Source organism: Pseudonocardia sp. CA-142604 (assembly GCF_050948475.1).
GTDB classification, from domain to species: Bacteria; Actinomycetota; Actinomycetes; order Mycobacteriales; family Pseudonocardiaceae; genus Pseudonocardia; species Pseudonocardia alaniniphila.
In genome coordinates this window covers 4304085-4318738 of the sequence record NZ_CP192045.1, presented here as the reverse complement: position 1 = coordinate 4318738, position 14654 = coordinate 4304085, and the positions used below count along the sequence as shown (strand labels likewise).

Below are 14654 nucleotides of genomic sequence, written 5' to 3'. Positions count from 1 at the left end.
TTTCCTCCCGACGAAGGAGGTCGCATGGCCCGGGAACGAGCCGGTGAGGTGCTTGCGGCCAACCTGCGGTTGCTGCGGGAGGAGTCGGGGCTCTCGCTCTCGGAGCTGGCACGACGGTCCGACATCGCGAAGGGCACGCTCTCCCAGCTCGAGTCGGGGGCGGGCAACCCGACGATCGAGACGGTGTTCAGCCTGTCGAGCGCGCTGCAGGTTCCGGTGTCGTCGCTGCTCTCCCAGCGCACCGACCCCGACGTGGTGCTCGTGCGCTCGGCGGACCTGGAGGTGCTCAGCAGCAACGCTGTGGACCTGCGGATGCTGCGCAGGCTCGACATCACGGCCGAGGTGGTGGAGGTCTACGACCAGCGTGTCCGGCCCGGGGAGACCCAGCAGTCGGCAGGCCACCACGGTCGCGAGCACGTGATCGTGACCGGGGGCAACCTGCTCGTCGGCCCGCCGGACAACCCCTTCGAACTCGGTCAGGGCGACTACGTGTGCTTCCCCGCCGGCCGCCCGCACATCTACCGCAGCCTCGGCGGGCCCGTCACCTCGGTGCTGCTCCTGGAGTACCCCGCCGACGCCGGACCGCCCACCGTCGCCGGGTGCGCCGTGCCACGCAGCGAGCCCACCGTGGTCAAGCCCGTGGGGTGAGGGCGAGGCGAGCGCCGAAGGCGATCAGGACGCCTCCGGTGATGCGGTCTGTCCAGCGCACCGCGGCGGACCCGGCCAGTCGGTCCTTGAAGAACCCGGATCCCAGGACGAGGCTGCACGACCACGCGGTGCCCATCGCGCAGTGCACAGCCGCCAACAGCAGTCCCATCCACAGTGGAGAGACGCCGTCGGGCACGAACTGGGGGATCATCGCGATGTAGAAGACCCCGACCTTGGGGTTCATCAGGTTCGTCGCCAGGCCCAGCGTCAACCCGCGGTGCAGCTTCGGGCTCGACGGGACGTCGGGGGCCACACCGGGTGCGCCGTCCTGGCGGCGGAAGGTCTTCCAGAGCATCGAGGCGCCCATCCAGACCATGTAGGCGGCCCCGAGGATGGTCAGGACACGGTAGGCGGACTGGCTCGCGGCGAGCAGCGCCGCAGCGCCCGTCGCTGCCGCCACGCCCCAGATCAGGGTGCCGACCTGGATTCCCGCGGTGGTGGCCAGCCCGTATGCGCGGGAACGCGCCAGCGTGCTGCGCAGCACGAGAGCCGTGTCCAGCCCCGGAATGATCGTGAGGAGCCCCGCGACGAGGGCGAACTGGAGCACGGCCTCTGGGAACGTCACGCGGCGACCCTATGTGGATGTTCGTCCGCGCTGTGATCAGGTCCTACGCAGCGATTCAGGACTCATGCGCCGGGCCCCCGACCACCACCCCGGCCGTGATCACCGACGGCGGCCGGGCAGGAGCCCACAGCAGCGACGGGTCGGCGAACGGGTCGCCGTCCACGACGAGGAGGTCGGCGACGCAACCGCCCTGGACCCGGCCGAGATCGGGGCGCCCGAGCAGGTCGGCATTCACCGAGGTGGCCGCCTGCAGAGCGCGCGCCACCCCTTCCACCTCGGTCTGGATGCGGAGCCCGCCGAGCTGCTCGTCCTCCAGCACGCCCATCAGGTCGGTGCCGAACCCGATCCGCACGCCCGCGGCGCGGGCCAGCTCCACGGCGGCGCGGCCGGAGTCGAGCACCTCCTGGTTCTTCGCCTGCCCCACTGCCGACAGCCCCACCTCCGCACCGCGCCGGTTCATCGCGTCGTAGGTGATGAGCGTGGGCACCAGGTAGGCCCCGTGCGCGGCCATCGAGGCGGCGGTCTCGGCGTCGAGCAGGTTGCCGTGCTCGACCGAGCGGACGCCGTTGTCGACCGCGTGCCGGATCGCCTCCGGCGAGTACGCGTGCGCGGCGACGTAGCTGCCGCGGCGGGCGGCCTCCTCGGTGACGGCGCTGATCTCCTCCGCGGAGTACTGAGGGATGCGGATCGGGTCCGTCAGCGAGACGACGCCTCCCGAGGCCATGATCTTGATGGCATGTGCGCCGCGGCGGAAGCGGTCGCGCACCGCGTGCCGGAGCGCGTCCACGCCGTCGACCACCTCGTTCATGTGGGCGTGGCAACCGCACATGTCGCTGTCGGCGCTGCGGGCATCGCCGTGCCCGCCGGTCTGGCTCAGCGCCGGCCCGGTGTAGAGGTAGCGCGGCGACGGGAGCAGCCCCTCGTCGATCGCTGCCGCGAGACCCGCGTCGCCACCCGCCACGTCCCGCACGGTCGTGAACCCGCGGGCCAGCGCCCTCGCCAGGCGCCGTGCGCCCGCCAGCGCAACGTAGCTCAGCGAGCGCGACTCGATGCCGAGCAGGTCGAGCCCGATCCCGTACGCGTGGAAGTGCGCGTCGATCAGGCCGGGCAGCACCGTGCCGCCGCGCGCGTCGATCACACGGTCCGCCGTGGCGCTCGCGCCCGGTCCCACCTCCGTGATCCGCCCGTCGACGACATGCACGGGTCCGTCGATCAGCTCGTCGGAGACGCCGTCGAAGACACGCGCGTTCACGATCGAGAGCGATCCCTGCTGTATCGACGATTCGCTCGCACGCTCGCTCATCGCACTCCCTCGCTGCGCTCGGTCAGCGCTGCGCGAAGGCGCTGTGTCCATGATTCGCTCGCAAGCTCGCTCACCGCACTCCCTCGCTGCGCTCGGTCAGCGCTGCGCGAAGGCGCTGTGTCGACGATTCGCTCGCAAGCTCGCTCATGCGGCACGCTCCCGCCGCCGCGCCGTGGCCGCTGCGTCCACCGTGAACGTGTCGGCATCGATCACCACGCCGTAGTCGCGGGCTGCCGCCTGCACCGACACGAAGCCGTTGCGCACGTCGCGGGCCACGCTCTCGGGCTCCCGCGTGAACGGATCGCCGAAACCGCCTCCGCCACCGGTGTCGTTCACCAGCACCTCCCCTGCGTCGAGCCTGTTGTAGCTGCCGCCCTGCACCACCTCGAGATCGGTGCCGGGGTTGAGCACGATCCTGTTGTTCTCTCCCGCGCTGCCCCCGCCGATCGGCCACGGCTTCGTCCGGGTCTTGTAGACCAGGCAGATTCCCGTGGAGGGTGCGGCGAAGCGGTAGGCGCGGCTCACGCCGACCCCGCCACGGTGGCGGCCGGCGCCGCCGGTGTCGGGCCGGTAGCCGTAGGACTCGATGAACATCGGCGCCTTCGTCTCCAGCACCTCGACGGGGTTGTTGCGGCACCCGGGCTCCGACAGGTGCATCACGCCGTCCGCGCCGTCGCCACCCGCGTGGCCGCCCATGCCCACGGCCTCGTTCGTGGCCTCCAGCCACGCCTGGCCCGTACGGGGGTCGACGCCGAGCCCCATCATCGAGCAGACATCCCCGCCCGAGCAGGCAGGCACGCGCTCCGGCATGCCGTCGGCGAGCGCCTTGAGCACGACCTCGCCGGCGAGCAGCCCGGTCCACAGCGTGAATGTCGGCATCGGCGGCACGGCGTGCATCACCGAGCCCGGCTGGGTGACCACGCGCAGCGGGCGGAAGTTCCCCGCCACCACCGGGGTGTCGGGCGTGGTCAGCGCCTTGAACACGAGGCTGCATAGCGCCTCGGTCTGGCCCAGCGGGAGGTTGATCGGGCCGCGCACACCGCTGTCGCTGCCCGTCCAGTCGATCAACATCTCCTCGTCCGTGACGGTCACGGCCACCTGCAGCCGGACCATCCGGTCGACGTCGACGCCGTCGGAGTCCACGAAGTCGTGCGCACTCCAGGTGCCCTTCGGAAGCTTCGCCAGTGCGAGCCGGGCGAGGCGCTCGCCGTGGTCGTTGATCGCGGCCATCGCCCCGGCCAGCGTCTCCGCGCCGTACTTCGCGGCGATCTCCTGCACGCGGCGCACCCCGGTATGACAGGCCGACACCTGCGCCTGCAGGTCGCCGATCGTGCGCTCGGGCATCCGGCTGTTGAACCGGATGATGTTGAAGACCTCGTCGTTGCGCACCCCGGCGACGTAGAGCCGGGTGGCGGGGAAGAACAGGCCCTCCTGGTGCATGTCCGTGGAGTCGAGGACGTAGCCCGGATCCTTCTGCTTGAGGTCGAGCACGTGGATGCGGCAGGACGCGAAGCCTGCCAGCGCACCGTCGACGTGGATCGGGGCGAACACCAGCGGGTCGAGGGTGTGCGCCGAGGACCAGTACGGGTAGTTCAGCACGAACATGTCGCCGGGGGCCATCGCGTCGGCGCCGAGGAACTCCACGGCCTTCTTGATGCCGTGGTCGTTGCCGCGAGTGAAGATCGCGATGCCGGGGGCGTCGGCCACGACGTCGCCGCTGACGTCGTGCAGGCCGATGCCGTAGTCGTGGATCTCGTAGACGACCGTGTTGTAGGCCGTGCGGCACAGGTTGCGGGCCATCTCCTCGGCAGCCGCCAGCAGGCCGTGGCGGATGATCTCCACGGTGATCGAGTCGGTGCCGGTCATCGGGCGGTTCCTCCCCGTACGGTGACGACGAGCTCGCCGTGCGCGCCGACGCGCAGGTGGTCGCCGGTGTGGATCACGGTTGTCGCGGTGTGCTCCGCGATCACCGCGGGCCCGGCGATCTCGTCGCCGGCGAGCAGCGCCTCCCGCGTGTACAGCGAGTACGGCACGGCAGGCTCCTGCGCCGACCGGTACACCGGGCGGCTCCCGTCGGGCTCCGGCCCGCCCGATTCCCGGCGCGGCAGCAGCGGCAGCTCCGGCTTCTCGACCGCGCCGGTCGCGCGCAGCCGCAGCATGGTGACCTCGACCGGGTCGGTCATCGTGTGGCCGTACTGCCGCTCGTGCAGCCGGGCGAACACCTCCTCCACGGTCGCGCCGAACGCGGCGTCCGGGGCCGGGCACGGAACCGTCACCGAGTGCTCCTGGCCCGCGTACCGAACGTCCAGGCTGCGGGCGATCCGGCGGTCCGGCGCCGCGAAGCCCTCGGCGTCGAGCGCCTTGTCCGCCTCCTCGGCCATCTCCGCGTAGACGGCCTCCACCTGGGCCGGGTCGAGGCCCGCGAGCGGCGCGACGAGCGTGCGGGCGAGGTCGTGCTGCACGTCGGCCATGAGCATCCCGAACGCCGAGAACGCACCCTGCCCCGGCGGAACGATGACCGTCGGCACGCCCAGCTCGGCAGCCACGTCCACCGCGACCAGCCCGCCGCCCCCACCGAACGCGAGCAGCGCGAAGTCCTTCGGGTCGCGCCCCACCTCCACCGTGATGGCCCGGACGGCGCCCATGATCTTGGTGGTGGAGATCCGCACGATCCCACCGGCGAGCGCAGGCACGGTCATGCCCAGCCGTGCCGCGATCGGGGCGAGCGCTTGATCGGCGCGCTCGGCGTCGAGCACCAGCCGGCCGCCCAGCGGCGTCTCCGTGCCGAGATAGCCGATCGCCAGCGCGGCGTCGGTGAAGGTCGGTTCGGTGCCGCCGCGCCCGTAGGCGGCGGGGCCGGGCACCGCACCCGCGCTCTGCGGCCCTACCTGGAGCGCACCGGCCTCGTCGAGCCGGGCGAGCGAGCCGCCGCCCGCGCCGATCGTGTGGATGTAGAGCGAGGGCGTGTTGATCGGCAGCTCCTCGAACTCGGCGCCCTGGTGCAGCACCGGCTCGCCGTCGAGGACCAGGGAGGCATCCAGGCTGGTGCCGCCCATGTCGATCGTGATCAGGTTCGGCTCGCCCAGCATCCGGGCGAGCGCGGCCGCGCCGATCACGCCGCCGGCCGGGCCGGAGAGGATCAGGCTCACGGGCTGCTCCCGGGCCCGCCCGACGGTCATCGCGCCGCCGCCCGAACGGGTCATGAGGAAGCGGCCGCGGAACCCGTCACGGGTGAGGCTGCCCTCCAACTCGTGCAGGTAGCTGCGGACCACCGGCTTCACGTAGGCGTCGAGCACCGCGGTGCTCGTCCGCTCGTACTCCCGGTACTCCCGCGACAGCTCGTGCGACAGCGACACCGCAACGCGCGGAGTGACCTCGGCCAGCACGTCGCGCATCGCCAACTCGTGTGCCGGGTTGGCGTAGGCGTGCAGGAACGCGACTGCCACGGCCTCGTAGCCGCGCTCGGCGATCGTCGCCGCCACCCGGCGGGCGTCGTCGAGGTCGAGCGGGACGTGCACCGAGCCGTCGTAGAGGCTGCGCTCCACCACCTCGAACGTGTCGTAGCGCTCCAGCAGCGGCGCGGGCTTGCGGTAGGTGATGTCGTAGTTCGTGCGACGGTCGGTGCGCCCGAGCAGGTAGACGTCCCGGAATCCCGCCGTCCCGATCACGGCGGTGCGGGCGCCGCTGCGCGTGAGCAGCGCGTTCAGGCCCAGCGTCGTGCCGTGGGTGAACATCGTGACGCCTGCCGCGCCCGCCTCCGCCACGTCGACGGCGTTCAGCACGCCCTCCGTCGGGGCCTGCGGGGTCGTCGGCACCTTGTCGAACCGCAGCCTGCCGGCCCGCAGCTCCACGACGTCGGTGAACGTGCCGCCGACGTCGATCGCCAGGCGGCTGGTTCCGTTCATGGTCGATTCGCCTCTCTCGCCGGATCCGGGGCAGGCGGAGTATCGGAGTTTCCGGCGAGGAACGACTGTGTGACGGTGCACAGGCGCGGCGCCCGGCCCTGTGCGCGCAGCACAGTGGCGCGCTCCCCATGACCGTCAGCATTCCTCCACCCGATCACACCCAACGGTGGAGGTGGCCACGGATGATCCGCAGTGTCCTGGCTCTGCAGGCCCGACCCGGCGCCGCCCGCGCCGTCGAGGAGCTCTACCGCGACCGCAGGATCATCGAACGCTCCCTGCGCTTCCCCGGGTGCCGCAGCTCGGCGCTGCTGCGCTCGGTCGACGACAGTCCGGCCTCCCACCTCGTGGTCGCCGAGTGGGACGACGCCGACGCCTACGCCCGCTGGGTCGCCGACCCGTGGCGCGCCGCCGTCAGCGCCGAGCTCGCCGAGCTGCTCGAGGCCCCGCCCGGCTCTCCCGTCGTGGCCCGGCTGTACGAACCCGTCCCGCTCACCCCCGAGGAGCAGTGATGAGACGCCCGCTCAGGCACTTGGCGCTCGCCGGCGCCGCACTCGCCCTGTCCGTGTCGGTCCTCTCGTGCAGCAGGCCCAGCACCGACACCACCACCGCGGCACCACCCGCAGCGGCGGACAAGCAGCTCAGCATCGGCTTCTTCGGCTTCGCGAAGGCCAACTCCTTCGCGCAGGCGACCTGGGCCGGTATCCAGGAGTACGCGGCGGCCAACAACGCCACGGCCACCTTCCTGGACTCGAACTTCGACGGGCCGACGCAGGTCAACCAGCTGCAGGACGCCGTCACGTCCAAGCGCTACGACGTGGTCATCGTGCAGGCCAACGACGGCACCGCGATCGTCTCGGCGGTGAAGCAGGCCGTGGCGGCCGGCATCACGGTGGTCATCGAGTTCACCCCCGTCGGCGGGCGCTACGACACCACCGAGGCGCAGATCCCGGGCACCGTCAGCATCGTGGACGCCCCGACGATCAACGGCGAGGGCCTGGCGACGCTCGGCCTCGGCGCGTGCAAGGAGGCGGCCGCGACGCCGTGCAAGGTGGCCTACCTGCAGGGCTTCGCCAACTACCCGCTCGACACCGCCCGCACCAACGCGGCGGTGGCGGCGCTGGAGAAGGGCGGCGCGCAGGTGGTGGCCAACGTGGTCGGCGGCTACACCCCCGACTCCGGCCGGGCGGCATTCCAGAACGTGCTGCAGGCCCAGCCCGATGTCGACGTGGTCATCGGGTCGTCGCAGGCGATCGAGGGCGCGGCACCGCTCGCCGCCGGCAAGGACATCAAGTTCGTCGGCAACGGCGGCTCGACGCAGGCGTTCGACGGGGTGGACTCGGGCGCCTGGTACGGCGTCTACGTCATCCCGGAGAAGGCCGAGGGCGCCAAGGCCGCGGAGCTGGGTCTCGCGAAGGCCAGGGGCCAGCAGGTTCCGACCGCAACCGACGCACGGTCCCTGACCCCGTACGCGGCGCTGGGCACGAAGGCGACGCTGCAGGGGCAGACGGCCGACTACTCGGACTGACGAGGAGCCATGGCCTCGCTCACCACCGCGGGATCCACGACCGCAGCGTCCACCGGCACGGCCCCGAACATCTCCCTGCGGGGGATCGGCAAGAACTACAGCGGGGTGTCGGTCCTGCGGGACGTCGACCTGGACATCGGCCGAGGCGAGGTCCACAGCCTCGTCGGCGAGAACGGCGCGGGAAAGAGCACGCTGCTCAAGATCCTCGGCGGCGCCGTACGTGCAGACCACGGCACGCTCAGCTTCGACGGCGAGCAGGCCGCGATCAGCGGGCCGCGCGACGCGATCCGCCACGGCGTCAGCCTCATCTCGCAGGAAGGCGCCCTGGTACCGGCGATGACCGTGCTCGAGAACGTGTTCCTCGGGCGCTGGTCGAACCGGCTCGGCCTCGCGCGGCGCCGCGCGGACCGCGCCCGGTTCGACGAGCTGATCGACGTCACCGGCTTCGCGGTCGACCCGCAGGCCCGTGTCGACCGGCTCCCGATGGGGACGCGCCAGCAGGTCGAGATCCTGCGCGCGCTCGCCCGCGGCGCCACGGTGCTGGCCATGGACGAGCCGACGGCCGTCCTGACCGAGCACGAGAAGGAGAACCTCCTCGGGCTGATCCGCAGGCTCGCCGCGGGCGGCACCACGGTGATCCTCGTGTCCCACTTCCTCGACGAGGTGCTCACCGTGGCCGACCGGGTCACGGTGCTGCGCGACGGGGCACTCGTGATCACCGACGACGCCGCGCAGCTCACCCCCGCCACGCTGGTCCGCCACATGGTCGGGCGCGAGATCGACGTGCTCCACGCCGAGCCGGCCCCGGTCCCACCGGACGCGCCCGTCCGGCTGGCCGCTCGCGGGCTGCGGCGGGGACTCGTCGACGGCGTCGACCTCAGCGTGCGGGCCGGGGAGATCGTCGGCATCGCGGGGCTCGTGGGCAGTGGCCGCAGCGAGACGCTGCGGCTCCTCTTCGGCGCCGACCGGGCGGCCGACGGTGTCGTGGAGCTCGACGGCGAGACGCTCACGCGGCTCACCCCGCGCAAGGCGATGGCCGCGGGCATCGCGCTGGTCCCGGAGTCGCGCAAGGAGGAGGGGCTGGTCATGGTGCGCTCGGTGCGCGAGAACGTCGCGCTGGCCTCGCTCGCCGGGCGCCGGTACGGGCCGTTCGTACGGCCCGCTGCGGAGCGGACGTCCGTCGACGATGTGTCCCGCACGGTCGACATCCGCGCCGCGCAGCCCGCTGCCGCGGTCGAGACGCTCTCCGGCGGCAACCAGCAGAAGGCCCTGTTCGCCAAGTGGCTGCTCCGTGAGCCCCGCGTGCTCTTGATCGACGAGCCCACCCGCGGCGTCGACGTCGCCGCCAAGACCCAGATCCACCGCCTGGTCGTCGAGCTGGCCAGGAACGGGATGGCGGTCGTGGTCGTGTCCTCCGAGATCGAGGAGGTGCTCGGGCTCTCCCACCGGGTGCTGGTGCTGCGGCAGGGGCGCGTGGTCGGCGAGTTCCCGCGGGGCGCTCCACGGGAGGACGTCATGGCGGCCGCGTTCGGACACGCCTGAACCACTCCGCACGCACCCGACAGAAAGGAGGAATGCCATGGCCCTCGACACCCCCACCGCGCATCGACGCACCCCGGCGCCGACGATCTCGCGCGGAGCGCGGGTGCGCGACTACGGGATCGTCGTCGCGCTCGTCGCGATCGTCATCGCGCTGTCGCTCTCCACCGACACGTTCCTGAGCACCGGGAACCTCGTGAACCTGCTCGACCAGTGCGCCGTGGTCGGGCTGCTCGCCACAGGCGCCACCGTGTGCATCATCAGCGGCGTCTTCGACCTCACCGCGAGCGCCACGCTGGCGCTCTCGGCGATCGTCGGTGTGCAACTGGTGCGCACCGTGGGCGTGCTGGGCGGCTTCGCCGCAGCCGTGGTGGCGGGCGCCCTGCTCGGCCTGATCACCGGCACGATCGTCGTGCGCAGCGGCGTCAACTCGTTCATCGCGACGCTCGCCACCAGCATCATCTACCGCGGGCTGGCGGTCGTCGTGACCGCCGGTTCGATCATCTACCCCCTGCCGGAGCAGGCCGAGGACTTCGGCATGCTCACCTTGCCGTCGGTGTTCGGCCTGACGTCCGCCACGATCGTCTTCGTCGTGGTCGTGGCCGGCATCGGAGTCCTGATCGCCGCCACGACGTTCGGGCGCCGGGTGTACGCCGTGGGCGGCAACGTGGAGGCCGCGCGGCTGTCCGGCATCCGCGTCGGACAGATCCACGTCGCGGTCTACGTCGTCAGCGGCATCTGCTCGGCGCTCGCGGGCTTGATCCTCGCCTCCCGGGCGGGCTCCGCCCAGTCGAGCATGGCCACCGGCATGGAGCTCACGGCGATCGCGGCGGCCGTCATCGGCGGCACGAGCATCCTCGGCGGCGAGGGCGCGATCTGGCGCGGTGTGGTCGGGGCGCTGCTGCTCACGCTGATCGGCAACGGGTTCAACCTGCTCGGCTGGGACACCATCTACCAGCAGGTCGTGCAGGGCTGCCTGATCCTCGTGGCCGTTGCCGTGGACCGCTACCTGCGCAAACGTGGTCGATAGCCGGAGGTAGTGTTCAGAGATGCCTGGCCGGGCTGCTCCACCCGCACTGGTCGGCGTGAGCCTCGGCCCGGCACGCTCGCACGCTGTCGTGATCCAGAACCGCAGCGTGATCACGTCCCACTCGGTGGCCGGTCCCGACCCCGCCGAGCTGTTCGCCCGCATCGCCTCCGAGTTGCGGCTCCCCGTGGCGGGCGTCGTCGTCGACATCGGCCGGCTGCTGCTCGAGCGGATCCTGCGGCAGCCTGCGGAGCTGTCGGCCGTGGCGATGATCCGCGTCGTACCCCGAGCCGCGTCCGACCCCGCTCTCGGCCGGCACCCGGACGACGTCATCGAACGGCTCATCACCCAGCGGTTCACCGTTCCCGGCGGCCACGACCTGTTCGGCCACGAGCTGCGCCCCCTCGACCGCGAGGCGTTGGGTGCGGTCTGCCGGGAGATCGCGGCGTACCCGACCCGCTGTGTGGCAGTGGTCGCCGCGGGGGCTGGCACCCAGCCGCGCCACGAGCGCGAGGTCGCCGACGCCGTGCAGGCCGCGGTACCGGACGCGCGGATCTCCGCTGCACACGAGTTCGGCGGGCAGGGTCTGGCGGCACGCGAGGCCACGGTCGTGCTGAACGCGGCGCTCGCGGCGGCGGCGCAGGACGTCCTGGACTGCTGCGAGCGGGCCGCACAGCGCGCGATGCCCGGCGTGCCACTGCACATCGCGCGCGGCGACGGCGGATGGAACAGCGCATCCCGCCTGCGGGTGCTGCCCGTACTCGGCCTCGGCGCCACCGACGCGCTCCAACTGCGCGGTGCGGCCGAGGTGGCAGGCGGGGACTGCCGGGTCCTGCTCCGCCGCACGCCGCATCCCGTCGTCGGCGACGTCCGGCGCGGCCTGGTCGCAGTGCGGCCACAGGTCCTCCGCGAGCTCGACACCGCCCTCGTCGTCCCGACCGCGACGCTCGCGCGCGCCGGGCCGGATCCGGGGGCGGGACCGGCGGGCGACGTTCCGCTCGTCGTGGCCGACGGCGACCCCGACGAGCTGGCCTGCATCGGCGCCGCCGTGAGCCGTCCGACGGCGTGGCTCGACGAGATCGCGTTCATCGAGTCCACCGCGCGGCTCGACGGCGTCCGGCGCGACGCCGAGGCCCGTGCCACGGCCATCGCCACCGCCAACGGCGCAGCGCCCGGCACGTCCGACATCGTCGAGGTGTCGACGGTCGCCGTGCCCTACAGCCCGTCGGGCACGGTGCGGATCCGCGTGCGTGTCGCGGGTGCACCGGACGGGACGCAGAGCCCGGGCCGATCGGCTGAGCTGTCCCCGGTGACGGGATGACCAGCAGGTATGTGGGGGCCGCGAGCTCGGTGACGGCCGACGACGTGCCCGCGCTCGTCGAAGGCGCCAAGTTCTACTCCCCCGCCGTCGGTGACGCGGGATGGATCTCGATGGTGTCGTGGACCACCGAGCTGCTGCGCCGCAACGGGCCTGTCGTCCTCGTCCGGCCGGACGCCGTGGCCCCGCAGACGCGCGCCGTCGCGTTGTGCGCCATCGGCTCCGGCGCCGCGCTGGCCGACCTGCCCCCGGCGGGCGACGAGTTCGCCCTCGCGGTGCGGGAGGTCGAGCACCTCACGCGCCGGCGGGCCGGTGTGGTTTACCCCCTTGCCGCGGCCACCGTCAGCGCGCTGGTCCCGCTGGTCGCCGCCGCGCAGCTGGAGGTGCCCTTGCTGGACGCCGACGGGATGGGCCGCACCTTCGCGCTGATCCACCACACGTCGATGCACCTCGCCGGGCTCCCGATCGGCCCGCTCGTCGCCCGCGGCGCCACCGGGGAGTCGATCGCGCTGAGTGTGCACGCCGCGGCCCGCGCCGACACGCTGCTGCGCGGGGGCATCGACAGCCTCGGCGGCTGGGCCGCTCTCGCCGCCTACCCCTGCACAGCCGGACAGCTGCGCACAGCCGCGCTGCCGGGCACGGTGTCGCGACTCATCAACGTGGGCAGGCTGCTTCTCGAGTCCGGCGACACCGAGGTGCTGATCGGCAGGCTCGCCGCCGTGGCGGGTTGCCGTCGCATCGGCCGCGGCCGGATCGTCGAGCTGGAGCACCTCAGCCGCCCCAGCGACGTGACGATCCCCGCGCACCCGTCGAGCGTCGTGATCGACGAGGTCGGCGGCCACGGCAGGTTGCTGCGCCTGGAGCTGCGCAGCGAGATCGTCGCCGTCTTCGCCGACGGCGCGCTGGCCGCAGCGGCGCCGGACCTGATCTGCCTGATCGACGTCCTGCGCGGCGAGCTCGCCACCCTCGACAGCCTGGAACCGGGCGCACTCGTCGACGTGCTGGTGATGCCTGCCGACGCGGTCTGGTACTCCGCCGACGGCCTCGCCATGGTCGGCCCCGGCTCGCACGGAATCCCACTGGACCATCCGAGGCGCCGGTGACCGGGACCGTGCGTCACCCCCCACCGCGGCGATCCGCCACCGCCCCGCTGGAGCTGGCAGAGCTCCTGCGGGTCGAACCGCTGGCGAGCGCTGACGCCGTACACGTCCCCGATCCGGGACGGCTCGTGCACCAGGTCGTGCTCGCCGAGACCTTCGAGCGACTGGGCCGGACGGGGCCGCACGCGCTGGTCGTGCTGCACGCGGAGGCGGCGACCGGTGGCTGGTCACTCGCGGCCGGGCTGCACGCCACGTGGGAGCGCAACGCCGCCGCAGTGGTCGTGCCGCGCCCGGCGATGAGCGCCTCCAGCGTGATACTCGCGCAGCGGCTGGGCATCGCGCTCCTGGTGATCGACGCTGACCCGGTCGACACATCGCTCGCGCTCGCCGGGCAGGTGAGCGCACCGGAGGCGGCGCGGGCCCTCCGCGTGGCGCTGTGCGCCGAGCGACTCGCCGACCAGACGAGCATCCGCGGCGTACTCGGCGTGCTGAACGCCGAGCTGGCACCCGCACCCGTCGCTCTGATCGTCGGCAGTTCCGTCGCCGCGGGGCGCGCCGCCGCGCTGCAGGAGCGACCCGACCACCGGCAGGTGCGGATAGAGGTCAACGGAGCGGGCGGGCGCCCGTGGGCCGAGCTGGTGGCGAGCGTGCCGGGTGCCACCCGGGCGGCCGCGGGTCACGTCGAGTCGTTGCTGGGTCTCGCCCGGCTGCCCCTGCTGGCGGCGTGGGCGCAAGCCCGCTTGCAGACGTCCACGCAGGCCGTCCAGGAGCGAGCCGCGTTCCAGCTGCTCCGCAGGCTCGCAGGCGACCCGGACAGCGATGCACTTCCGCGTTCCCGCGTGGAATCGCCCGATGTCGCGGCGCCGTCCTGGGCGAGCGACCTCGGCTGGCGCGTCACAGGCACCAACCGCGCGGTGTGGATCGGCGCGGCACACGGCGCCGACACCGAACCCGCCCCGGAGCTGACGGAGCTGGTGCGCTCGGCGTGGCAGCGCGAGCGGCCGGACTGGCCGATCATCGCCGACGCCGACGGCTGGGTCTCGTGGCAGAACATCTCGGCCGAGGCCCCGACCGGCGACGACCCCGACGGGGATCACGTCGACGACACCGACACCGACGACGCAGCGGCGATGCGGAAGGTGATCGGCGCGGTCGGGCGAGTGGCCCGCCGCCACGGCCTGGTGCTCGGCATCGGCGGCGCGCACGCCGGCATCCCCGGCCTGATGCACTCGGTCGAGGAAGCCCGGCTGGCCGCCCACGTCGCCCGCGACGGCGGACCAGGGACGGTGCAATGGTTCGACGAGGTGGGAGCCCGCGCCACACTGGCCTGGCTGCCGCGCGGCCAGATCGCCGGGGTGGCCGAACTCTCCCTCCCCGACCTCATGGCCGCCCGCGACCGCGTCTCGCTGGTCGACACCGTGCTCACGGTGCTGGACTGCGGCGGCTCACTCAGCCAGGCTTCCACGAGGCTGGGAGTGCACCGCAACACAGTCCTCGCGCGAGTGGCCCGAGCCCGGGAGCTGGGCCTGGTGGTGGACGACCCGGACCGACGCCTGGCGATGCACGTGCTCTGCTACGCCCTGGCGACCCTCTGGACGACGCCCGCCCGCACTATGGACACGTAACGCTGTTCGAACGGGCGCCAAACAGCGTCATGTGTCCAC

At 72.7% G+C, this 14654-nt stretch carries 12 protein-coding genes; 8 read left to right on the top strand and 4 right to left on the bottom strand.

Annotation, left to right across the window (positions count from 1 at the left end):
• The first annotated feature begins 24 nt into the window (after positions 1-24).
• Positions 25-648 carry a helix-turn-helix domain-containing protein gene (locus ACQPZQ_RS19560; protein WP_433297830.1) on the top strand — a complete coding sequence of 208 codons (624 nt, stop codon included), beginning with the start codon at positions 25-27 and terminating at the stop codon, positions 646-648.
• Here the strand turns inward: ACQPZQ_RS19560 and ACQPZQ_RS19555 are convergent.
• The 4 genes from ACQPZQ_RS19555 to ACQPZQ_RS19540 all read right to left on the bottom strand — a co-directional run bounded on the left by ACQPZQ_RS19555 (position 632) and on the right by ACQPZQ_RS19540 (position 6481).
• The gene (locus ACQPZQ_RS19555; protein WP_433297829.1) at positions 632-1273 is read right to left on the bottom strand and encodes a LysE family translocator; all 642 of its coding nucleotides are present in this window, start codon (positions 1271-1273) and stop codon (positions 632-634) included. The genes ACQPZQ_RS19560 and ACQPZQ_RS19555 overlap by 17 nt on opposite strands.
• Positions 1274-1328: 55 nt before the next feature.
• Positions 1329-2576 carry an amidohydrolase family protein gene (locus tag ACQPZQ_RS19550; protein ID WP_433297826.1) on the bottom strand — a complete coding sequence of 416 codons (1248 nt, stop codon included), beginning with the start codon at positions 2574-2576 and terminating at the stop codon, positions 1329-1331.
• Between the two features lie 144 nt (positions 2577-2720).
• A complete protein-coding gene (locus ACQPZQ_RS19545) occupies positions 2721-4442 on the bottom strand; it encodes a hydantoinase B/oxoprolinase family protein (RefSeq protein WP_433297824.1) in 1722 nt (573 codons plus the stop codon).
• Positions 4439-6481: a hydantoinase/oxoprolinase family protein gene (locus ACQPZQ_RS19540; protein WP_433297822.1), complete on the bottom strand. Its 2043-nt coding sequence runs from the start codon at positions 6479-6481 to the stop codon at positions 4439-4441. The genes ACQPZQ_RS19545 and ACQPZQ_RS19540 overlap by 4 nt, the downstream gene beginning before the upstream one ends.
• Before the next feature lie 182 nt (positions 6482-6663).
• Between ACQPZQ_RS19540 and ACQPZQ_RS19535 the strand changes: the two genes are divergently transcribed.
• From ACQPZQ_RS19535 to ACQPZQ_RS19505, 7 genes are read left to right on the top strand one after another with little or no spacing between them, the layout of a single operon-like run.
• Positions 6664-6990 carry a putative quinol monooxygenase gene (locus ACQPZQ_RS19535; RefSeq protein ID WP_433297820.1) on the top strand — a complete coding sequence of 109 codons (327 nt, stop codon included), beginning with the start codon at positions 6664-6666 and terminating at the stop codon, positions 6988-6990.
• On the top strand, positions 6990-8006 hold the full coding sequence (locus ACQPZQ_RS19530) for a sugar ABC transporter substrate-binding protein (RefSeq protein ID WP_433297817.1): 1017 nt from the start codon (positions 6990-6992) through the stop codon (positions 8004-8006). Before ACQPZQ_RS19535 ends, ACQPZQ_RS19530 begins: the two co-directional genes overlap by 1 nt.
• Positions 8007-8015: 9 nt before the next feature.
• Positions 8016-9548 (top strand): sugar ABC transporter ATP-binding protein, encoded by a 1533-nt coding sequence (locus ACQPZQ_RS19525; protein WP_433297815.1) that lies wholly within the window; start codon positions 8016-8018, stop codon positions 9546-9548.
• Positions 9549-9585: 37 nt separating this feature from the next.
• Entirely contained in the window at positions 9586-10575 is a 990-nt protein-coding gene (locus ACQPZQ_RS19520) for an ABC transporter permease (protein ID WP_433297813.1), read from the top strand.
• 19 nt (positions 10576-10594) lie between these two features.
• Complete coding sequence (locus tag ACQPZQ_RS19515) at positions 10595-11893, top strand: hydantoinase/oxoprolinase N-terminal domain-containing protein (RefSeq protein WP_433297811.1); 1299 nt, start codon at positions 10595-10597, stop codon at positions 11891-11893.
• Positions 11890-12993, top strand: coding sequence for an S-methyl thiohydantoin desulfurase domain-containing protein (locus ACQPZQ_RS19510; RefSeq protein ID WP_433297808.1), 1104 nt, complete (start codon positions 11890-11892; stop codon positions 12991-12993). Before ACQPZQ_RS19515 ends, ACQPZQ_RS19510 begins: the two co-directional genes overlap by 4 nt.
• On the top strand, positions 12990-14615 hold the full coding sequence (locus ACQPZQ_RS19505; RefSeq protein ID WP_433297806.1) for a PucR family transcriptional regulator: 1626 nt from the start codon (positions 12990-12992) through the stop codon (positions 14613-14615). The genes ACQPZQ_RS19510 and ACQPZQ_RS19505 overlap by 4 nt, the downstream gene beginning before the upstream one ends.
• Positions 14616-14654 lie beyond the last annotated feature (39 nt).